This is a genomic window from Bradyrhizobium sp. SZCCHNS3052, assembly GCF_032484495.1.
Classification (GTDB): Bacteria; Pseudomonadota; Alphaproteobacteria; order Rhizobiales; family Xanthobacteraceae; genus Bradyrhizobium.
On the sequence record NZ_JAUETB010000001.1, the window covers coordinates 613,781 to 633,936 of the forward strand.

Here is a 20,156-nt window from a genome sequence, read left to right on the forward strand (position 1 = left end):
CGTTCAATGGATAAGTGTGTCACACCAACTTAGTAAGTTGGACAGTACAACTAAGTATGCTAGTGTCAAGGGACAAATTCGGGGGCGGACGGTATGGCAGCACGGCAGGGGCAGGGCGGCGGAGCGGCTGCGAGGGCGGGCGGACTGGATTTTCCGCGGCCGCTGACCACGGTGGACATCGTCATCTTCGCGATCCGGCTGGAGGCGCTGCACGTGCTGCTGGTGCGGCGCGGCCACGGCGAGGGAGAGCCGTTCCCGGACGCGTTTGCGCTCCCGGGCGGCTTCGTCGATGTCGACAAGGATCGCGATCTCGAAGCCTGCGCGCGGCGCAAGCTTGCCGAGAAGACCGGCGTGATCAGCACCTATCTGGAGCAGCTCGGCAGCTGGGGCAGTGCGCACCGTGATCCGCGCGGCTGGTCGGCGACGCACGCGTATTTTGCGCTGATCCCGGCGTCAGCGGCGGAGGCCGCGCTCGCGGCCGATGCGCAATGGTTTCCGCTCGTGGGCATGAGCGTGAAGCCGAATCTCGCGTTCGATCATGCCGAGATCCTGCAGGCCGCCGTGCAGCGGCTGCGCAACAAGGTCGAGTACACCTCGCTGCCGGCCTATCTGATGCCGGAGGAGTTCACACTGCCCGAGCTGCAGCGGACTTACGAGATCGTGCTCGATCGTCCGCTGGAAAAGAGCGCCTTTCGCACCCGCATGCTCTCGGCCGACCTCATCGAGCCGATCGCCAAGATGCGCAAGGGGCCAAACCGGCCGGCGCAGCTCTATCGCCTGAAGGCGGCGGCCGCGCCGGTGTATTTCGCGCGGACGTTCAACGCGCCGGAGTGAAGCTCCGTCGCCCGCATGCGCGCAGCGATATGCGGGTTCTCGTCAGGTGCGGCGGCGAACCCGGATGTCGCTCCGCTCATCCGGGGCTACCAAGGCGAGACGGCCGCATCAGGCCGAAAAGTCCACCACCAGCGACTTGCTGGTCGAGCTCGACGAACTCGTGCCGCTGGCGCTGTAGGATGAGGTCTTGCTGTTGTTCGAGCTCTGCAGCGCCTCGAGCAGCTTCTTCAACAGCTCCTCGACCTGGGACGAGGACGATGAAGACGACGAGGAGGAGGTGCTCGACGTGGTGTCGGTGCTGGAGTCATCGCTCGGCGGGGCCGGCGGCGGGCCGCCGGCGCCACCCGCGCCGCCCGGACCGCCGGAGAAGGCGTTGGCAAATACGTTCTTCAGCTCGGTCGCCTGGTCCGAGGTCAGCTTGCCGCTGTCGACCTCGCTCTGGATGAGATCGTCGATCTTCGACTGCATCTCCTTGGGCGACGGCGGCGCGCTGGAGCTCGACGATGACGACGAGCTGCCGCTCTGCAATGCGGAATCGATGTCGTCGAGCGCCGAGGACAGCGCAGTCTGGTCGGCGGAGCTGACCTTGCCGGCCGAGACTTCCTTGGTGAGTTCCTGCTTGAGCAGGTCGAGCGGCGAATATCCGCTCATGGAGGATGCAGAGATCGACGTCATGGCGTGCTCCGGGGTGCGACATCAAACCTGCGCCCAGGTGCGACCGGAACGCTTAACAGCTCCTTGTTCCGTGTTTCTGGATGTGTCCCGCCGCAGGCTGCACACAAAACGAAGCAAGAAAGTCAGCATGGCTGCGTAGCCCGGATGAGCGCAGCGACATCCGGGTTCGGCACGAGCGCGGGTGGAGACCCCGGATATCGCTGCGCGCATCCGGGCGACGGTCCGCGGCAAGGCGGCATGCCGCCAGCGCAGTGCTCCGGCGCGGGAAATGGTGTATCCGCGGGTGACAGGCGGGGCTCTCGCTCGGGATGTCCGCCACAAGGAATAAAGCCCCCGGAGGAACTCCATGTCGGCCCTGCCGCTTTCTGGCATCAAGATTCTCGATCTGACCCGCGTGCTGGCCGGACCGCTGTCCGCGCAGATGCTGGCCGATCTCGGCGCCGAGGTGATCAAGATCGAGCGGCCCGGCACCGGCGACGATGCGCGCGCGTTCGGTCCGCCCTACCTCAGGGACCCCGATGGCAAGGCCAACAACAACAATTCCTTCTACATCTGCGCCAACCGCAACAAGAAGTCCGTCACGGTCAACATCGCCTCGCCGGAGGGGCAGGAGATCATCCGCGCGCTCGCCAAGGACTGCGACGTGTTCATGGAGAACTACAAGGTCGGCGATCTCAAGCGCTATGGCCTGGACTATGAGGCGATCCGCGCCGTCAATCCCGAGGTGATCTATTGCTCGGTCACCGGCTTCGGCCAGACCGGGCCGTATGCACCGCGGGCGGGCTACGATGCGATCTTCCAGGCCATGGGCGGGCTGATGAGCGTGACCGGCCACATGGACGGCGAACCGGGGGCGGGGCCGATGAAGGTCGGTCCCTCGATCGTCGACTACATGACCGGCATGAACACCTCGATCGGCATCCTCTCCGCGCTGTATCACCGCGACGTCAATGGCGGCGGCGGCCAGCACATCGACGTCTGCCTGTTCGACACCGTGATCGCCTCGCTGTCGCACTATGCCCAGATCTTCCTGATCAACGGCAAGTCGCCGCCGCGCCGCGGCACCTGGGGCAATGGCGGCATGCCGGCCGGCGTGTTCCGCTGCACCGACGGCGAATTGATGCTGGTGGTCGGCAATGACGCGCAGTTCGCGCGCACCTGCGCGGTGTTAGGGGCGCCAGAACTGGCGACCGACCCGAAATTCGTCAGGAACAACGACCGCGTCGTCAACGGCAAGGAGATCATGGCGATCTTTGCCGGCCTGTTCCTGAAGAACTCGGTGGCGCATTGGCTGGAGGAGCTGGAGAAGGCGGGCGTGCCGTGCGGGCCGGTCAACGATTTTGCGCACGTGTTCGCCGATCCGCATGTCCGCTCGCGCGGCATGGAGGTGAAGGTCGAACACCCGTTCGAGCCGCAACTCTCCCTGATCCGCAACGCGCTGACCTTCTCCGGTACCCCGATCACCGAGTATCGCGCGCCGCCGCTGCTCGGCGAGCATACGCAGGACGTGCTGTCGGGGCTCGGCTATGATGAAGCGAAGATCGCGGCGCTCAAGCAACAGGGCGTGGTGTAGCTGCTGCGGCGGCCGTTCTCTCCCGTCATTGCGGGGCTCGCGACGCGCCGATCGTCCCGCATGTCGTGCTGCGCATCGGAGTCCACGCCCTCTCTGCGTCATTGCGAGCGCAGCGAAGCAATCCAGGGTCCCGCCCACCACTCTGGATTGCTTCGCTGCGCTCGCATGACGGGGAGACAGCCGGGCTTCCGCGCATAGCCCGGATGAGCGGACGCTTGCGGGCAGGCACGCGGCCGCCTTGCGGCGGCCGCTCTGCCCACTCAACGGCTCAGTGGACGTGGTGGCGACGGTGCCGCTTCGCCTTGGGCCGGTAGTAGCGCGGCTCTGCGACGAAGGGCGGCGGCGCGCCGAGCTGCTGCCGGGATTCCTGCAAGCGGCGCTGATAGCCGGGCGAGTTCATGATGCTGGCGGCGGCGCCGCGCGCCAGCGCCGGCTCGCTCGCCATCATCATGGCGAGCGCACTGGCCGCAGCGGCCAGGATCAATCGCGAACGGACCGTCATCGGGCGAGTTCCATTGTCATTGGTGGCGACGTCATCTGTGGCGATCGGCGCTCAGCGCGCTGCAATCCTGGCCTTCGACTTTGCCGTCTGATCGCGCGTGGTCAAGCCGAGCACGGCGCCGCGCACCACCCGCGCGATCACATCCTCGACATCGTCGAGGTCGCATCGGCCGTCGGAGAGCTTGGTGAGGCGCTCGCTCTCGCGGATGGTGTGATGCGCCATGGCGAGCGCAAAATGCAGGCCCCAGAACAGATCGACCTCGGAGCTGTCGGGCAGGGCGCGCTGCATTGCGCCGGCGAATTTGCGCAAATGGTCGATTTCCTTGGTCTTGATGCGGCGAATTGGCGGCACCGATTCGATCGAGGCGCGGATCATGAACTGCGCCACCGCCGAGCGTTGGTTCTCAGGGCCAAGGCAGCCGCGCAGGATCGGGCCCACGAGGGCGCGCAGGATGTCGGAGATGTCGGCGCGACCGCCGCCCGCATCCTCGGCTTCATGCAATTCGCGCAGGCGCTCGCGGTTGAGCGCGATCGAGCGGGTCACGAACAGTTCGGCGATCAGCTCGTCCTTGGAGCCGAAATGATAGTTCACCGCGGCGAGATTGACGTTCGCCTCCGCCACGATGTCGCGCAAGGTGACGTCGGAGAAGCCGCGTTCGGCATAGAGCCGCTCGGCGGCGATCAGGATCGCAGTCCGGGTCTGGTCGGTCGCCATGCTCGTCCTCCCGAACGATGAAGCGGGGTAGGGAGTTGCGTTTCAAACAATTGTATGAAACTATTGTTTGAGACGGCCGCAATGTCAATCACGGTTCTTCCGTGGGGCGACATTTCGGCGCTGCAGCGACGGTTCGCGCGGTCGTGTCGCGCAAGATCACACTTGCACGGACGCCGTGGGCGGGCCGACACTGCGGCCAAAGTTTCAGAGGAAACACCCAAGGAGAGTCCCATGGACTTCACGATGTCGGCGAAGCAGCAGGAATGGCTGGAGCGCGTGCGCAGCTTCATGACCAAGCATGTCCGCCCGGCGGTGCCGATCTACAAGCAGCAGGACGCCGAGGGCGACCGCTGGAAGGTGATCCCGATCCTGGAGGACCTCAAGGCCAAGGCGAAGGCGGAAGGCCTGTGGAACATGTTCATGCCGCCGTCGCCGCATGAGGACGACGAGTTCCGCGGCGCCGGCCTCACCAATCTCGAATATGCGCTGCTGTCCGAGGAGATGGGCCGCATCTCCTGGGCGTCCGAGGTGTTCAACTGCTCGGCGCCCGACACCGGCAACATGGAAGTGTTCATCCGCTACGGCACCAAGGAGCAGAAGCGCAAATGGTTGCGCCCGCTGATGGACGGCGAGATCCGCTCGGCCTTCCTGATGACGGAGCCGGCCGTGGCCTCGTCGGATGCCACCAACATCGAGACGCGGATCGTGCGTGACGGCGATCATTACGTCATCAACGGCCGCAAATGGTGGTCGTCGGGCGTCGGCGATCCCCGCTGCAAGATTGCGATCCTGATGGGCAAGACCGATCCGTCGGCCGCCAAGCATCAGCAGCAGTCGCAGATCCTGGTGCCGCTCGACACCCCCGGCATCAAGGTCGAGAAGATGCTGCCGGTGTTCGGCTTCGACGACGCGCCGCACGGCCACGCTCAGGTGCTGCTCGAGAACGTCCGCGTTCCGGCGGAAAACATTCTGCTCGGCGAGGGCCGCGGCTTCGAGATCGCGCAGGGCCGTCTCGGTCCGGGCCGCATCCATCACTGCATGCGCACCATCGGCAAGGCCGAGGAGTCGCTGGAGAAGATGGTGCGCCGGCTGATGACGCGCCAGGCCTTCGGCAAGAAGATCATCGAGCATTCGGTGTGGGAGCAGCGCATCGGCGAGGCCCGGACCAACATCGAGATGTGCCGGCTGTTGTGCCTCAAGGCGGCCGACATGATGGACAAGGTCGGCAACAAGACCGCCCAGGGCGAGATCGCGATGATCAAGGTCGCTGCCCCCAACATGGCGCTGAAGATCATCGACGACGCCATCCAGGCGTTCGGCGGCGCCGGCGTGTCGGATGATGCGGGTCTCGCCAAGGACTACGCCAACATCCGCACGCTCCGTCTTGCCGACGGCCCGGACGAGGTGCACAACCGCGCCATTGCCCGGCTCGAGATGAAGAAATACGCCAACGAGCCGCGGCATTGAGCGTCGACTTCTAGGGTGGGCAAAGCGTCCGTCGCCGCGCAGAGCGCGGGGGCGGATGCGTGCCCACCCACTTTCGAGTTCAAAGCAACATGGTGGGCACGCTTCGCTTTGCCCACCCTACGAATTCTAATGCCGAGCGGTGACGCACCACTTGCGTCATTCCGGGGCGACGCGCAGCGTCGAACCCGGAATCCAGAGATGGGTCCGCCAAGATAGAGATTCCGGGTTCAGCCTGCGGGCTGCCCCGGAATGACGAACACGTGAGAAGGGAGCCTCGTCGTGGCCGACGGCGTCAAGAAGGACGAAGAATTCTCCGGCACCAAGCCGGTCGAGGAGCGGCATCGTTTCGACGAGGCCAAGCTCGCGGCCTGGATGGCCGAGCATGTCGAAGGCTATCAGGGCCCGCTGACCGTGCTGCAGTTCAAGGGCGGCCAGTCGAACCCGACCTATCGTCTGAACACGCCGGCGCGTTCCTACGTGCTCAGGCGAAAGCCGTTCGGCAAGCTGCTGCCGTCGGCGCACGCAGTCGATCGCGAATTCCGCGTCATCGCCGCACTCGGCAAGCAGGGCTTTCCGGTCGCCAAGGCCTATGCGCTGTGCAACGACGACAGCGTCATCGGCGCTGCCTTCTACATCATGTCGATGGAGGAGGGCCGGGTGTTCTGGGATCCGACCCTGCCGCATGTCGCAGCGCCCGAGCGGCGCGCGATCTTCACCAGCAAGATCGAAACCTTGGCCAGGCTGCACAGCTATGATCCGGCGGCGATCGGCCTTGCCGACTTCGGCAAGCCCGGCAACTACTTTGCCCGCCAGGTCGACCGCTGGACCAAGCAATATCGCGCCTCCGAGACCGAGCATCTGCCGGAAATGGAGAAGCTGATCGAGTGGCTGCCGCGCACCTTGCCGGCGCAGCAGCGCGTCTCGATCGTGCATGGCGACTACCGGCTCGACAACATGATCTTCCACGCGACCGAGCCGCGCGTCATCGCGGTGCTCGACTGGGAACTGTCGACGCTTGGTGATCCCATGGCGGACTTCACCTATTTGCTGATGCAGTGGATCATGCCGGGCCTCGACGGCGTCGACCTGAAAGCGCTGAACATCCCGACCATGGAAGAAGCGGCGGAGATCTATCGTGGGGTCACCGGCACCGAGCTGCCCGATCTCAACTGGTACTTCGCCTACAATCTGTTCCGGCTCGCCGGCATCCTGCAGGGCATCATCGGCCGCATCCGCGACGGCACCGCCGCCAACGACAAGGCGATCGAGTCGGTCAAGCGCATGGTGCCCATGACCAAGCAGGCCTGGTCCTATGCGCAGAAGGCGGGGGCGGTGTAGTCTCCTGTAGCCCCGGATGAGCGAAGCGACATCCGGGGTCACACGCGCTGCGGCGATGAACCCGGATGTCGTTTCCGCCCATCCGGGCTACCAATTCCGCGCGCCGGCTAGGGCCAATCACCGCCCACCGCCGCCGCCACCACCACCTCCACCGCCGCCACCGGCCGTGGTCATCGCGCCGCTGTAGCGCGGATCGGTCTGCTTCATGTAGATCGGCGAGGTGTCGCGGCTCTGACGGCGCATGGCTTGCTGCACCTGGACCTCGGTGCCGCAGGCTGTCCAGGAGACGAGTTCACAGCCCGGCCACTGGAATTCACGGGCGCTTGCGTTCGTCACCAGCGAGCCAGCCGCCGTGGCGGCCATCAGGGTGAGCAGCGTGAGTTTCGATAGTCTCGACATGTTAACCATCCTTCGTTTCGGCGAGGCCGGAATGGTCCGCTTGCGAGGTTCGACGGCGGCTCGGAGAAGGGGGTTCGAGGACGTGGGCGTAAAAAATCGCCGGTCATTAGGGGGGCATGCTTGAACCCGAGCGTGGCTCATGGCGACGCGATGGTCTTGCCGCCACGCTCCATCGACACGGGTTGGTCCGCGCGGCGCATTGACCTGACTGCCGGGAGCTTGACCACGACGGGCGCGCGCAGTTAGGAAACGGTCGTCGCAGGCCATCTCGCAAGAAGGTCCCGCGAGCGGAGCTTTGCTGCCATGTCGCCGGTTTCGATTCGCCCGGATCTCGAGGTCGATCCCGCAACCGCCGATGCGATGCTTGCGCGCGCGGAGATCGACGCGCGGGTCGCTTCGGTGTCGCTGTTGCATGGTGGGGAGATCAGTGCCGTGTATGCGCTGGCTCTGCAAGGCGGCCAGCCGTCGCTGGTGCTGAAGATCTATCCTGACAGCATGAGCTGGAAGATGCGCAAGGAGGCGCGCCTGCTCGATCTGGTCCGGGACCGCCTGCCGGTGCCGGCGCCGCGGCTGCGCGCGGCGGACGCCTCGCGCGAGCTGATCGGCCTGGACTACGTGGTCATGAGCCGGCTCGACGGCGATCCGCTCGGTCCTCTCGAACAAGCGCTGTCCGCGCCGGAGCGGCGTGAGGCTTTCGAGCAGGTCGGTCGATTGTCGCGTGCCTTTCACGACATTGCGATGGATGCGTTTGGCTACATCGGCGCCGACGGCATCATGTCGGGCCATGCCGACAATCGTAGCTATCTCACCTCCCAGTTCGAACGCAAACTGGGCGAATTCCGCAGCCGCGGCGGGCCGGCTGATCTCGCCGCGCGCATCGCGCGCCAGGTGGCCGACGCGAGTGATCTGTTCGCCTCCTGCGGCGCGCCGGTGCTGTGTCACAATGATCTTCATCCCGGGAACGTGCTTGCGCGCGTCACCGGGGGCCGGGTCGAGCTCACCGGTGTGGTCGATTTCGAGGGCGCGCTGGCCGGCGACCCGCTCAAGGATGTCGCCAAGGCGATCTACTATCTCTCGCCGGAGCAGCGCGAGGCGTTTCTGGGCGGCTATGGTTCGATGAGCCGAACGAAGATCGAGCCGACGCTCGCGATCTATCGTCTGCTGTTCTCGCTGGAGCTGTGGTGCTGGTATCGGCAGTTTGGGGCGGCCGAAAAGCTCGCGCCGCTCATCGAGGACCTCGACCGCCTTGTGAGCGGCTAGAGCATGATCCGGAAAAGTGGAAACCGGTTTTCCGAAAGGATCATGCTCAAACAAAAAGAGATGAGATCATGATGCGTTTCCTTGGAAGCGCATCATGATCCAGGTCCGTTCGGCCAACGCTTGCCCGTCGGGCAAATCGGCATGTGCGAGCGTGGCGTTGTCGGCCCCGCGCAGGCTGCGGTTATGACTGTAATCATCGTCGCCGATGAAGAAAGTTCGCGAGCGCGGTCAATGTGATGGTCTCGTCCAGTCCGGAAGGCTAAAAGATTTTGCTTTCGCTTTTTCGGAATTTGTGATCTGATGCGCTCATCCCGTCCCACCGAAGGGGCGTTGCGCGCGATCGTCACGACACGCGGGGCGGGGAGCGGTGGCCGCGATCATGTTGCAGCGTGTCCGGAGGGATGCGCGGACGAACGGCATGGCGCGGACGTGAAGTCGCAGCGTGCTGGCACCCCGATGCTGGTGCTACGTCGCGACGGCGCTCGCGCGCCGCGCGGGCAATGGTGGCCAGAAAGCCCGGCGCACCAGGCAGACTGCGTATAAGCGTGAAGACCATCGCGCAGGGAAGGCCGGGCGTTTTCCGGCTGCACCTGTGGTACCTGCCGCCTGCATTTTTTTACGCAGGCGGGCCGCAGGCGTCAGCCGACGCCTGGCCTTCCCTGCGCCCTTCGATGGAAGGGCGGTGAAATTCAGGATCACTCGGGCGCGGGGGCGTCGCGAGATCGCTCACGCATGTCGATGAGTTCGACAGCGAGCGATTTGTGGGGCGCGATGCCGGCAGTCCCAAGCTCGTCATGCCCGGGCTTGTCCCGCCTGCGCGGCCGAAGCCGCTTCGGCGCGGCGAAGGCCCGGGCATCCACGTCGCTCCTCGCGTGCCGACCGACGTGGATGGCCGGGACAGGCCCGGCCATGACGGATGACAGAGGAGAGGCGATGTCGACACCAGTGCGAGGGGAGACAGCGCTAGATCGGCTTCCCCGCGTACGGCATCGACGCCGTGAGGCCGCCGTCGACCGGGAAAGCCTGGCCGTTGACGTAGGAGGCCTCGTCGCTGGCGAGGAACAGGGCCATGGCGGCGATCTCATGCGGCTGGCCGGCGCGCTTCAGCGGATTGAGCTGGCCGATCTTGCCCTCGGTGCCGCGCTCCTTGGCGCCGTCGAAGATCGGCTTGGTCATGCCGGTCTCGATCAGGCCGGGACACACCGCGTTGATCCGCACGCCGGTGCCGGAGAGGGAGTACGCCGTGGTCTGCACCAGGCTGATGACGCCGGCCTTGCTCGCCGCGTAGGGATGGCCCGAGGCGCCGGATTTCAGGCCCGCGACGGAGGCCGTGCAGACGATCGCGCCGCGCTGCTGCCGCACCATGTGCGGCATCGCGTACTTCACCGCGAGGAACGGGCCGATCAGGTTGATGCGCAGGATCTCCTGCCAGTGCTCGACGGTCTGCTCGGCGATCGGGATCAAGCCGCCGGAGATGCCGGCATTGGCCCAGATCACGTCGAGCTTGCCGTAGGTCGCCACGGCGCGGTCGATGAAGCCCGAGACATCGGCCTCGGAGCCGGCGTCGGCGAGCACGGCTTCGGCAATGCCGCCCTGCTGCTTGACCATCTCGACCGTCTCCTTGACGGCATCGCTGCGATCCACCGCGATCAGTCGCGCGCCTTCTTTCGTGAACATCAAGGATGCGGCGCGGCCGATGCCGCTGCCGGCGCCGGTGATGATGACGGATTTGCCTTCGAGGCGGCCCATGTTTCCTCCTGCTTCAATTGTGATCAGTTGCGTGCCGCGCAACGGAATTCAAACGCCGTTTCAAACGTGCTGAGATCGCCAAGCGGCTTGAGACGATCTGGGCCTTCACGTACAGCGGGAGACGAGCGGAGGGAAGGGTTTGAGCGATGTCGGCTGATGGAACGAAACCTTCTGTCGTCACCACGCGCTGGTGGTGGGTGCGTCACGCGCCGGTGCGCAGCGACGGCGGCAACATCTACGGCCAGTCGGACATCGCCTGCGATACCTCCGATCGCGAGGTGTTCGAGGCGGTCGCGAAAATCCTGCCGCGCAGCGCGGTGTGGTATGCGAGCAATCTGATGCGCACGCATCAGACGGCGGAGGCGATCTGGGCCGCCGGATTCCCGCGTCCCGCAGCAATGATCAGGGAGGCCGCTCTTGCCGAGCAGCATCTCGGGCAATGGCAGGGCATGAACCGCGCCGCGTTCCTGGCCAGCCGTCCCGCGGGCAGCCACTGGTTCGCCGACATCGATGAGCCGGCGCCGGGCGGCGAGAGCTACATGGATCTGTACACCCGCGTGACGGCGGCGATTGCGCGCATCACGGTTTCGGAAGCCGGCCGCGACGTCATCGCCGTCGGCCATGGCGGCACCATCAAGGCGGCTGTTGGCCTGGCGCTCGGCGGCCTGGTCGAGAAGGGGCTCGCCTTCGACATCGACAATTGCTCGGTGACCCGGCTCGACCACATCGTGGCCGGCGAGACGAGTACATGGCGGCTGCCGATGGTCAATCAGCAGCCCTGGATCGCGGACGTCGCGCACCGCGCGATGCACCAGCCGGCCGGGCCGGAGGTGACGACGAGCAAGCTGGCGTGAAACGAGTAGTGAGTTGCTATGCGCGTCGTTCAAAAATCTCGCCCGCCACACGGGCAGTGCACCCTCTTCCCTTGTGGGAGAGGGCGCAGTCACTGGCACCGCGGAAAAGTCTCGTGGACGTCGCCGTGCCAATTTCGAAACCGACAACAGCCAAATAAGTAGGAGGAACTCCCCATGACCCTGTTCGACATGACCGGCAAGGTCGCCGTCATCACCGGATCCACGCGTGGCATCGGGCTCGCCATTGCCGAACGCATGGCCGAGCACGGCGCCAAGGTGGTGATCTCCTCGCGCAAGGCCGATGTCTGCGACCAGGTGGCGCGCGAGATCAATGACCGCTTCGGTGCAGGCACGGCGGCGGCAGTCGCCGCCAACATCTCCAGCAAGGAGAACCTGCAGAACCTCGTCGACGAGGCCAACCGCATCTACGGCAAGATCGACGTGCTGGTCTGCAACGCGGCGTCGAATCCTTACTACGGGCCGCTCGCCGGCATCTCCGACGATCAGTTCCGCAAGATCCTCGACAATAACATCGTCGCCAACAACTGGCTGATCAGCATGGTCGTGCCGCAGATGATCGCGCGCAAGGACGGCTCGATCATCATCGTGTCGTCGATCGGCGGCCTGAAGGGCTCGACCATCCTCGGTGCCTACGCGATCTCCAAGGCTGCCGACATGCAGCTCGCGCGCAACCTCGCCTGCGAATACGGCCCGCACAATGTGCGCGTGAACTGCATCGCGCCCGGCCTGATCAAGACCGATTTCGCCAAAGCGCTGTGGGACAATCCGGAGAACCTCAAGGCCTCGACCGCGCGCTCGCCGCTGCTCCGCATCGGCATCCCCGACGAGATCGCCGGCGCCGCGGTCTTCCTGGGCTCCGCCGCGGGCAACTTCATGACCGGCCAGACCATGGTGATCGACGGCGGCGCGACGATCAGTTGAGGGGGACATACGGGTGTGGTGCGCGGTGATGCCGCCACACTCTCAACTGTCGTCCCGCGAACGCTAGGCGTTCGCCGGGACGACAGCATTTGCTGCGCGCCGCCCTCATTCCACCGCCGCGTACACCACGTCGCGCACCAGCGTGCGCAGGTAGTCGCGCTGCCCGGGGGCCTGCGCCATGAACACGCAGAACAGCTCCTCCTTCGGATCGATCCAGAAGAACGTGCCGGCGATGCCGCTCCAGAAGAAGGTGCCGGGCGAGCCGGGGAAGGGCGCGATGCCGGCCTCGCGGCGCACCGCGAAGCCGAGGCCGAAGCCGTGACCGGGCGCCAGCAGCGTGCCGACCGTCTTCACGTGCGGACCGAGATGGTCGGAGGCCATCAGCTCGAGCGTCTTGCGGCCGACCAGCCGGGTGCCGTCGAGGCTGCCCTTGCTGAGCAGCATCGCGCAGAACCGGGCGTAGTCCATCGTGGTCGCCACCAACCCGCCGCCGCCGGATTCCATCAGCGGCTGCTCGGTCATCTTGAACAGGTTGACCGCCTCGCCGGTCCACGGGTCCTTGGCGAACGGCTCGGCCAGCCGGCCAGCATTCGCCTCGGCGGTGGAGAAGCCCGTCTCCTTCATGCCGAGCGGCTCGAGGATGCGCTCGGAAAGGAAGGGGCCGAGCGTCTGGCCCGAGACGACCTCGATGATGCGCCCGAGGATGTCGGTCGAGCGGCTATAGTTGAACTCGGCGCCCGGCTGGCAGATCAGCGGCAGGCCGGCGACGATCGTCGCGTGCTCGGCATTGGTGATCTTGCGGCTGCGCACCCGCGATTGCTGGTAGAGCTGGTGCACCGGCCCGGTGCCGGTGTGCTCATACGTCAAGCCCGAGGTGTGGCGCAGCAGGTCCTGGACCGTCATCGGCTGGGCGACCGGGACCAGCTCCAGCTTGCCGCCGGTCTCGACGCCCACTTTCTGCTCGCCGAATTCCGGGATGAACTTGGCGACCGGATCGGACAGCAACAGCTCGCCGTCCTCGACCAGCATCATGATCCCGAGCGAGACGATCGGCTTGGTCATCGAGAAGATGCGGAAGATCGAATCCGGCCGCATCGGCGTGTCGGCGTCGGGCGCTTGCCGGCCGATGGCGTCGAACCAGCCGATCCGGCCGCGGCGGCCGACCAGCAGGGTGGCTCCGGGGATGGTTCCCTTGTCGGCCTCGCGCTTGAACGCATCCGAAGCTCGCTGCAGCCGCGCCTGGGACAGGCCCAGCGCCTCGGGGCAGTCATCCGGCAGCGGCGGCGTCAGCGAGCGGAGCGCGGAAAGGTGCGCGCTGGATGCGGCAGTCGGCGGGGTCATGGGCTCTCCCTGAAGTCCTGTTGTCGGTTTGCATCAAGTCTGGCGCGGAAGTTGTGGTCTGACCAGTCGATTTGCCCCATTGCACCCTTGCATTCGGGGGGAGGTCTATGCTTCAAAGCGCGCGAACCGGCGACACTGTCCCGGCTCGCTAGGAGTGTAGCTCAATTGGTAGAGCACCGGTCTCCAAAACCGGGGGTTGGGAGTTCGAGCCTCTCCACTCCTGCCATCCGAATCCCAAATTACTGATTCAGTTGGCAGATTTCATCGGTGCGACAACATCCGCACCGTCGGTGCGACAATTTTCGTGCTCAACCTGTTCTGAGGGCCGCTCGAGCGAGATCAGAAACATGCCCTCTCCAGCTAGACGTTTCTGCTCGGCGGCCTTGGTGTAGACCTCGGCCATCGCGACCGTTTCCCAATCGAACATCGCCATGAGCTGGCGCGTGGTGGCGCCGTTCTCGGCGGCGATGGTGGCGCCCGCCTTCTTCAGGCCGTGGGCGGTGCAGCCAGGCAGGCCTGCCTCGTTGCAGCGGTCGCGGAACCAGTTGCCGAAGCCGGCTGGGGTGAACGGTTTGCCATACTCGGTCACCAAAAACGTCAGGTCTCCAAGGATGTCCGAGCTGTCGGTGATGATCTGCTTCAGGACGGGCAGCAGAGGCTTCTGTGAGATGTTGTTGCGCTTGTAGAGCGTCTTCTTCGGGACATAGCGGATCCAGTCTCCGAGGCTGTCCGGCGTGGCGCCGCGGCAGTGCTGGCGGCCCAGGGTCACCATGTCCTGGCGGCGTGCGCCGGTGAACAGCAACAGGCCGAGCGCGAGGCGTGCCTTGCGGGCGCGCAGCGACGGCCCGTTGTGGTGTTCCAGGAACTGCTGCACTTCGGGAATGGTCCAGGTGTGGTAGCCGCCCTTGCCGCGGTTACCCGTGCCGGCCTTGATGTCGCGCACCGGATTGGTCGGCAGGTGATTGTTCTCGACACCCCAGGCGCAAAGCGCGGAGAGGTGCTTGCGGCGGTTGGCCTGCGCGCCGATGCCATCCTTGGCCTCGATCAGCCGCTTCATCTTCTGCGCGGTCAGGTATTTCAGCGGGCAATTGCCGATCGGCTCCCGATCCTGATCGCTCAGCGGGTAGCGGAAGCATTCTTCCAGGTCGTTCCGGCGGGCCCGCCGGCTGTCCTTTGCCAGCCGCAAGAATTCGCCCTGACCCTTGGATTGGAAATAGAGCGCGCCGAGCCAGCCCAAGGTGCCCTTGGGATGTGTCGTCAGCGCCGCAGCCGGCTTGCGCCTGCTCGGCGGCTCCCCCAGCCGCTCCACAGCCTCGGCATAAGCGCGCGCGAAGGCCGGCGTGCCTTCCTGCTCGTGGATGCGGATGCGCTTGCCGTTACGGCGGACGTAAATGCGCGGATTGCCATGCCGGTCGGGGTCGCGGCTCAGGAAGGGCAATTCGGTCTTCATGGCGCTCACCCCCGCTGGTCCTCCCATTTGGAGGCCGGCTCATTGTGCGCATCCGGCGGAATCAGGGAAGAGGCATCGATTGGCTTGTCGGCGACAATTAACGTTCCATCCGGCTTGACGCCCACAACGAAACGGCCCGCCTTCTCGACGCCCTTGATGGCGCGGGCCAGCGATGCCGCCGTGAAGGGGAGAGTGCGACTCACTTGCGGCCTCCGCCTTCGGGCGAACCCTCGCCGATGCTGACGCCGCCGATTTTGTGCCCGGCCTCCAGCGAGGATCTCATGGCAGGCGTCAACTCTGACCCGCGGTTAATCCTGATGATCGGGGACTTGCGGCCTCGGCGTTCGACCGAAATTATTCCGAGGTTTTCCAGCTTGCTGAGTGCGCGAGACTTGGCACCGCGACCGACGCCAAGCTTTCCTAAGAAGCCATTGGCCACCTTGATAGGGCCGCCGCCCTGCTTCCAGTCTTCGTGCAACAGATGACACAGGACTGCGAAGGTCTTGTCACGGGAATCGCGCGCGATCTTGTCGATCCAGATCAGCGGGACCTGGACGAATTGGAGGCGCCGCTTTTTGATCCTATCGGAAGCGACAGCACGCTCCTGCACCATATTCCCCGGCAGCTTGAGATCTTCAAGATCGAGATCATTGGTCATGCGATGCTCTTGACACCTTGGACGTTGCCGCCGATCAGCGATACGACTCGGTCCCACATCACGGTGCCGCGCGGGTCCATGTATCTGTTAGGCCAGCGTACGATCTTGACGTCGGTGGTCAGCTCGAAGCCGGACAGAACCACGCGGGAGGCTTCAGCCATGGCGGCTCGAGCTGTGCCAATGTCGGCGTCGAGCCGGTGCAGGGGCGCAGAGATAAGGATCGCGTCGTGCACGGGAGCGCAGACCTCGACGCCGCGCTCTGTGGCAATGCAGCACGCGAGCCGCAACATTTCGGCCCCGTTGGCTTGCATCGGGAAGTTTCGCAGGCTGCGGGGATTGGACTGCTCGCCGACACGTACATGCCAGCCGAACACGGTGTGCAGCGAGCCCGTGAGCATGGCTTGGTCGACTGCGGCATCTGACCAGCGCCAGAACATCCGGTAGGTCTCGCGGTGGGCGCGCAGCAGATCCCGGGCGACGATCGGCGGCTGCCCGATCCGTGAAGCCAGTGCGTCGGCTTCCATGCCGTACTGCGTTGCCAGCACGCACTGCTTGAACAACTCGCGCTCGTTCTGGTGTGACGCCTTGGTTGCATCGCCAGGGATGGCGCCGGCTTGCTTTCCAAACGTCAGATACGGGTCGCCGGAGTGGTAGGCGGCCTGCATGGCGGTGTCGCCGGACAAGGCGGCGGCGATGCCGAATTCTTGCTGCGACCAGTCGATGTAGGCAACAGCGTGGCCGGGAGGCGGCTTGATCAGCCCGCGGAGCCAGACGCTCGGCCCGAAGATGTATTTGGAATTGCTAGGTTGATTCCGGCCGGTTCGCGATCGGAATGGAGACAGCATGGTTCTGTTGCGTCCGTCGCGGCCGACCGCCAGATCATTCAACCGCAGCTCTGACAGGGCGTTGCGAAGCTCCCGCAAGGGCGAGACTGAGGGGCATCCCTTCGCCCGCTGCCGGAAGGTCTCGTCTTGGAGGTCAAGCTTGCCGCTTTCCAGGCACGGCCAAGGAATGCCGTTGCGGTTGAGCCAAGCGGCAAAGCGCTCCTGCTTGAAGGTGCGCCCGTCGTAGATGCCATAGCTGATATCGATGGCGGCGATCAGTCGATCCTGGATAACGGCCCAGTCGTCCCGCAATCGCTTCAGGAGGGCAACGTCGATCGGGACACCGTAGTGTTCCATGGCCGCCGCGGCAGCCATGTAGCGGCCGCGGAGCAGGGCACGGGGCAGGTCGATCTCGGGCAACATGGCCGGCAGCAGGCGCTTCAACGCCAGGACGTCGGACTCGCAATAATCGAGAATATTTTCTGCCGAGTACTGGCCCTGCCACGTGCCGGCCCCGATGGCGGTTTGCATCTCCTTCTTCTCGGTGACGCCGATGCCGTCGAGGCCGAAGTACGCGAGCGCGCCGAGCAGCGAGCTGCCGGCGGGGGTCGGCAGTCCGTTGGTGTGGTCACGGAATTCACAGAACAGGTCAAGGACGCGCTCGGGCATTGGCCAGCCAAGCACGCGATAGCAGCTCAGCTCGGCGCTGGCGTAATAGGCTACGAACAGGACGTCAGGGCCGGTGGCGTACGGCGGCGCTCGGCCGAGCTGATCTCGGAGCAGCCGGAACCGCCGCCCGCTTTGCAATTCATGTGCGACGACGCAGACCGGCACCGGCCGCTCGCCCTGGCCAATTCCAAACTCGAAGTCGACCAGGGTGATCTCGCGGAACATCAGAGCCCACGCAGTCGCTTGATCACGGGATGGTCCAAGGTGGTGATCAGGCGGTCACGAAAGGCGAGCCTGATCAGCTCCTGGAAGGTCGCGTCGGGCCAGGTCGGCTCGGCCATGACGCTCTCGGCCACCGTGATCTCGTAGGCGCCCAGCGAGATGTTCGCCTTCACCCGGACCCACCGCTCAATGCCGATCTCCGCAGCCTCTCGCATCGAGCGGTGCCACTCCATCTGCCTCCCATCGGAATCTGGGAGGCGCACAGGCCAGAGGAAGACAACGCCCTGCCGGTTGATTGCGGTGAACAAGGTCTTCGGCGTGATCTCGCCCGTCAGCTCGCCCATCAGCTCGCGGCCGCCGACGATGTATTCCTCGCGCTCGTCCTTGAGCTCGATCATCGCGAAATCCGCGCGATAATCCGGACTGGGATGGACGCGAACGAAATCCTGCGGGTTTGGCTTCCGGACAGGCACCGTGCGCAGCAACTTCTTGACGTCTGCCGTCTCCGTGAAGGCCTGGCTCAGGCGCAAACTTTCCACATCGAACGGATCTGGTGGCTGGTCCGAGGTCGGGGCGGCGGCGACGTTGAATTTCAGCTCAGCCATCATCAGCTCCGTGTTGACGTTGTCGTTGAGGCGAATCGCGCTGGTACCGCGTCGGCCTCTTCGAAGTGCCGGCATGCGGCAGCGTCGTCGGGGATCGGGGCGCCCACCTCGTTGGTCAGCTGGCGGAACTTGCGACACCGCGCCGGGCGAATGCGGCCGTGATGCTTGCTGCGCCTGCTGTAGTAGTCGTGGTCGTGCTCCCAAAACCTGCAATCGCGGCAAGTCTTGAGTGCGGGACCGCTGCCTGCGAAATGCGCCATGCCGGGATGCGTGGCTCGCGCGATCTGATCGGGAGGCGCAGCGGTGAGGTAGTCTGAGATCGATTGCTTGAACAGGGTCATCGACCTGCTCCCGCGGTGTGGCGAGGGGCAGCCGCACCCGGCGCGATCCCGGCTTCGCCGTCCGATGCTTCTGCTTCGAGCCCACGGCTCACGAGAAAACGAACGGTGTCAGCGAGCGGCGGGATTTTCGGCTGCAAACGGCGCCAGTGTTCGATCTTCTCGAACAACACGTCGCCGAACCGTGCCTGGATGGCTGTTTCGGGCTTTCGTGACATTGCAAGGTCCTCATGGGGTGGAACACCGGGGTAAGATAAGGCTGGACTGCTTGCAGGTCAGCGTGGGCTCTGCCAAAATGCGGACATTGCGCTGACAAAAATAAGGTGGGCGGTCCGATGAATGAGCGGCGAGCACGGAAACGCGCTCCAGGCGGAGGGCGAAAGCCGAAGGCGGCTAAGGACAAGAAGGTCGAAAGGATCACGATCCGAATTGACGCCGAAACGCGGCAGGCTCTGGAAGCTGCTAAGGCCAAAAACCCAAGCCGCTCGCTATCCCGGATTGCTGAAGACGGGCTGCGGTTCGCCCTTCAAAAGAGGGACAAGGACGATATGCCGCGCCCGCGCAACGCAGCGCTCGGATACTGCATCGTCAGCCTCGCGGAGAACATCGAGCGCGAGACCGGCAAGACCTGGCGGACGGACGTTTTCACCTCGATGGCGCTGCGCCACGCCGTTGAGGCGTTGCTGTCTCACCTTGGACCTGGGACAGAAGAGAGCCCGAAGATCCCGGAGAAGGTTGAAGAGCGCGCCGCCAAGATGCCTGACGGCCTCGCTCAGCAGCATCGACGACCAGCGGGGCTCGGTCACCTCACTGCCTATACGATGATCACGGAAATTGGGGATCGTCCCCGCAGGAGTAAGCCGTTGTCCGTGGACGACTTTAACCAGCGCTTCAACGGAATGAATGTGCCGATCCCGCTAGAGCTGAGCCGATCATGGGACAGGATCGAACGAATTGCGCAGGACTTCGGCTTGAAGGATGACGGCGGCGACAGCGATGCATCGGGCGATCAAGATTTGTCGCGATAGCGTGCACCGCGTTGTGCCAATGGCGCAACAGCTCTGTCGCGCGACCGTGCAAGCGATACCAAGTCTTATCTTCTCAATGTCTCTTCTCTATATATGCGCACGGTGGGAGAAAGGCGGATCAGCAACATGATCGCGTTGGCGGAGCTGATTAAGCAGTGTGATGCCCAGAACGATCTGCTGCGGCGGTTGGTGATCTCGGAAGAAGACAGAGCGAAGTTCACGGCCAGCAAGCCATCGGGCGAGTATCGCTGGTTTGAGGCGCCGAACGTGATTTGCATCGAGAAGGCGCGAAGGCTTCGGTCCCGAGACTGATCATGGTATCCTGCTCGGCATGAGCGACACGATCACGATCGCGGGCCGCGATACCAAGACCGGCCGCTTCTTACCGGGCAATAGCGGAAACGGGGGGCGGAAGCCGGGCAGTCGCAATCGGCTCGGCGAGCTGTTCATGGAAGATCTGCGCCAGTGCTGGCAAGAGCGTGGCGCCGAAGCATTGCGGCGTTGTGCCGAGGACGAGCCGGCGCAGTTCGTTCGCGTCGTGGCCTCGTTGCTGCCCAAGGACATCAACATCAACGGCAGCATTGGCGTGAGCGCCCAGAGCGTGCTGGAGAACTTTCGGATGGCAGTCGCGGCCTTGGGCAACAAGCCGCCAGAGCGCTTGCCAATGGTGAGAATGATCGGTGCCGAAAGATCCTGAACGACGGCAGCTCGTCC

At 64.8% G+C, this 20,156-nt stretch carries 23 protein-coding genes and 1 tRNA gene; 11 read left to right on the forward strand and 13 right to left on the reverse strand.

Features of this window, described 5'->3' with window-relative positions; genetic code table 11:
• Positions 1-93 precede the first annotated feature (93 nt).
• A complete protein-coding gene (locus QX073_RS02735) occupies positions 94-834 on the forward strand; it encodes an NUDIX hydrolase (RefSeq protein WP_316185880.1) in 741 nt (246 codons plus the stop codon).
• 108 nt (positions 835-942) lie between these two features.
• Here QX073_RS02735 and QX073_RS02740 read toward each other — a convergent pair whose 3' ends face one another.
• Entirely contained in the window at positions 943-1,509 is a 567-nt protein-coding gene (locus tag QX073_RS02740) for a hypothetical protein (RefSeq protein WP_316171195.1), read from the reverse strand.
• A gap of 346 nt (positions 1,510-1,855) precedes the next feature.
• Between QX073_RS02740 and QX073_RS02745 the strand changes: the two genes are divergently transcribed.
• Positions 1,856-3,082, forward strand: a complete 1,227-nt coding sequence (locus tag QX073_RS02745) for a CaiB/BaiF CoA-transferase family protein (RefSeq protein ID WP_316225284.1) — start codon at positions 1,856-1,858, stop codon at positions 3,080-3,082.
• Positions 3,083-3,350: 268 nt separating this feature from the next.
• Here the strand turns inward: QX073_RS02745 and QX073_RS02750 are convergent, their stop codons facing one another.
• Together QX073_RS02750 and QX073_RS02755 are read right to left on the reverse strand one after the other, a co-directional pair.
• Positions 3,351-3,584, reverse strand: coding sequence for a hypothetical protein (locus tag QX073_RS02750; RefSeq protein ID WP_316164535.1), 234 nt, complete (start codon positions 3,582-3,584; stop codon positions 3,351-3,353).
• Between the two features lie 51 nt (positions 3,585-3,635).
• On the reverse strand, positions 3,636-4,298 hold the full coding sequence (locus QX073_RS02755; protein ID WP_316225285.1) for a TetR/AcrR family transcriptional regulator: 663 nt from the start codon (positions 4,296-4,298) through the stop codon (positions 3,636-3,638).
• A 231-nt stretch (positions 4,299-4,529) separates the two neighbouring features.
• Between QX073_RS02755 and QX073_RS02760 the strand changes: the two genes are divergently transcribed.
• Positions 4,530-5,765 carry an acyl-CoA dehydrogenase family protein gene (locus QX073_RS02760; RefSeq protein ID WP_315749560.1) on the forward strand — a complete coding sequence of 412 codons (1,236 nt, stop codon included), beginning with the start codon at positions 4,530-4,532 and terminating at the stop codon, positions 5,763-5,765.
• Between the two features lie 279 nt (positions 5,766-6,044).
• Positions 6,045-7,103, forward strand: coding sequence for a phosphotransferase family protein (locus QX073_RS02765; RefSeq protein ID WP_315714587.1), 1,059 nt, complete (start codon positions 6,045-6,047; stop codon positions 7,101-7,103).
• Positions 7,104-7,220: 117 nt separating this feature from the next.
• On the opposite strand, the gene QX073_RS02770 is transcribed toward QX073_RS02765, so the two are convergent.
• Complete coding sequence (locus tag QX073_RS02770) at positions 7,221-7,502, reverse strand: hypothetical protein (RefSeq protein WP_316188419.1); 282 nt, start codon at positions 7,500-7,502, stop codon at positions 7,221-7,223.
• A gap of 303 nt (positions 7,503-7,805) precedes the next feature.
• Between QX073_RS02770 and QX073_RS02775 the strand changes: the two genes are divergently transcribed.
• Positions 7,806-8,762, forward strand: a complete 957-nt coding sequence (locus QX073_RS02775; RefSeq protein ID WP_316225286.1) for an aminoglycoside phosphotransferase family protein — start codon at positions 7,806-7,808, stop codon at positions 8,760-8,762.
• 963 nt (positions 8,763-9,725) lie between these two features.
• Here QX073_RS02775 and QX073_RS02780 read toward each other — a convergent pair.
• A complete protein-coding gene (locus QX073_RS02780) occupies positions 9,726-10,511 on the reverse strand; it encodes an SDR family oxidoreductase (protein WP_316225287.1) in 786 nt (261 codons plus the stop codon).
• Between the two features lie 146 nt (positions 10,512-10,657).
• On the opposite strand from QX073_RS02780, the gene QX073_RS02785 reads away from it, so the two are divergent.
• Positions 10,658-11,365, forward strand: coding sequence for a histidine phosphatase family protein (locus QX073_RS02785; RefSeq protein ID WP_316225288.1), 708 nt, complete (start codon positions 10,658-10,660; stop codon positions 11,363-11,365).
• Between the two features lie 174 nt (positions 11,366-11,539).
• Positions 11,540-12,307 carry an SDR family oxidoreductase gene (locus QX073_RS02790; RefSeq protein ID WP_315714582.1) on the forward strand — a complete coding sequence of 256 codons (768 nt, stop codon included), beginning with the start codon at positions 11,540-11,542 and terminating at the stop codon, positions 12,305-12,307.
• 105 nt (positions 12,308-12,412) lie between these two features.
• On the opposite strand, the gene QX073_RS02795 is transcribed toward QX073_RS02790, so the two are convergent.
• Positions 12,413-13,648 (reverse strand): serine hydrolase domain-containing protein, encoded by a 1,236-nt coding sequence (locus QX073_RS02795; RefSeq protein ID WP_316188415.1) that lies wholly within the window; start codon positions 13,646-13,648, stop codon positions 12,413-12,415.
• A 150-nt stretch (positions 13,649-13,798) separates the two neighbouring features.
• On the opposite strand from QX073_RS02795, the gene QX073_RS02800 reads away from it, so the two are divergent.
• Positions 13,799-13,874: transfer RNA gene (locus QX073_RS02800), tRNA-Trp, on the forward strand.
• A 21-nt stretch (positions 13,875-13,895) separates the two neighbouring features.
• Here QX073_RS02800 and QX073_RS02805 read toward each other — a convergent pair.
• The 7 genes from QX073_RS02805 to QX073_RS02835 are packed head-to-tail and all read right to left on the reverse strand — an operon-like array spanning position 13,896 to position 18,632.
• On the reverse strand, positions 13,896-15,098 hold the full coding sequence (locus QX073_RS02805) for a tyrosine-type recombinase/integrase (RefSeq protein ID WP_315749573.1): 1,203 nt from the start codon (positions 15,096-15,098) through the stop codon (positions 13,896-13,898).
• 5 nt (positions 15,099-15,103) lie between these two features.
• Entirely contained in the window at positions 15,104-15,301 is a 198-nt protein-coding gene (locus tag QX073_RS02810) for a hypothetical protein (RefSeq protein ID WP_315749575.1), read from the reverse strand.
• Positions 15,298-15,756, reverse strand: a complete 459-nt coding sequence (locus QX073_RS02815; protein ID WP_315749577.1) for a hypothetical protein — start codon at positions 15,754-15,756, stop codon at positions 15,298-15,300. The genes QX073_RS02810 and QX073_RS02815 overlap by 4 nt, the downstream gene beginning before the upstream one ends.
• Positions 15,753-17,474, reverse strand: a complete 1,722-nt coding sequence (locus tag QX073_RS02820) for a DNA polymerase (RefSeq protein ID WP_316225289.1) — start codon at positions 17,472-17,474, stop codon at positions 15,753-15,755. Before QX073_RS02820 ends, QX073_RS02815 begins: the two co-directional genes overlap by 4 nt.
• Positions 17,474-18,076: a hypothetical protein gene (locus QX073_RS02825; RefSeq protein ID WP_315749580.1), complete on the reverse strand. Its 603-nt coding sequence runs from the start codon at positions 18,074-18,076 to the stop codon at positions 17,474-17,476. Before QX073_RS02825 ends, QX073_RS02820 begins: the two co-directional genes overlap by 1 nt.
• Positions 18,077-18,078: 2 nt before the next feature.
• On the reverse strand, positions 18,079-18,417 hold the full coding sequence (locus QX073_RS02830; protein WP_315749581.1) for a hypothetical protein: 339 nt from the start codon (positions 18,415-18,417) through the stop codon (positions 18,079-18,081).
• Positions 18,414-18,632, reverse strand: coding sequence for a hypothetical protein (locus QX073_RS02835; RefSeq protein WP_315749583.1), 219 nt, complete (start codon positions 18,630-18,632; stop codon positions 18,414-18,416). Before QX073_RS02835 ends, QX073_RS02830 begins: the two co-directional genes overlap by 4 nt.
• Before the next feature lie 117 nt (positions 18,633-18,749).
• Between QX073_RS02835 and QX073_RS02840 the strand changes: the two genes are divergently transcribed.
• The 3 genes from QX073_RS02840 to QX073_RS02850 all read left to right on the forward strand — a co-directional run bounded on the left by QX073_RS02840 (position 18,750) and on the right by QX073_RS02850 (position 20,139).
• Positions 18,750-19,442: a hypothetical protein gene (locus QX073_RS02840; protein ID WP_315749585.1), complete on the forward strand. Its 693-nt coding sequence runs from the start codon at positions 18,750-18,752 to the stop codon at positions 19,440-19,442.
• A gap of 126 nt (positions 19,443-19,568) precedes the next feature.
• Positions 19,569-19,754 carry a hypothetical protein gene (locus QX073_RS02845; RefSeq protein WP_315749587.1) on the forward strand — a complete coding sequence of 62 codons (186 nt, stop codon included), beginning with the start codon at positions 19,569-19,571 and terminating at the stop codon, positions 19,752-19,754.
• 19 nt (positions 19,755-19,773) lie between these two features.
• Complete coding sequence (locus QX073_RS02850; protein WP_315749589.1) at positions 19,774-20,139, forward strand: hypothetical protein; 366 nt, start codon at positions 19,774-19,776, stop codon at positions 20,137-20,139.
• The last annotated feature ends 17 nt before the right edge of the window (positions 20,140-20,156 follow it).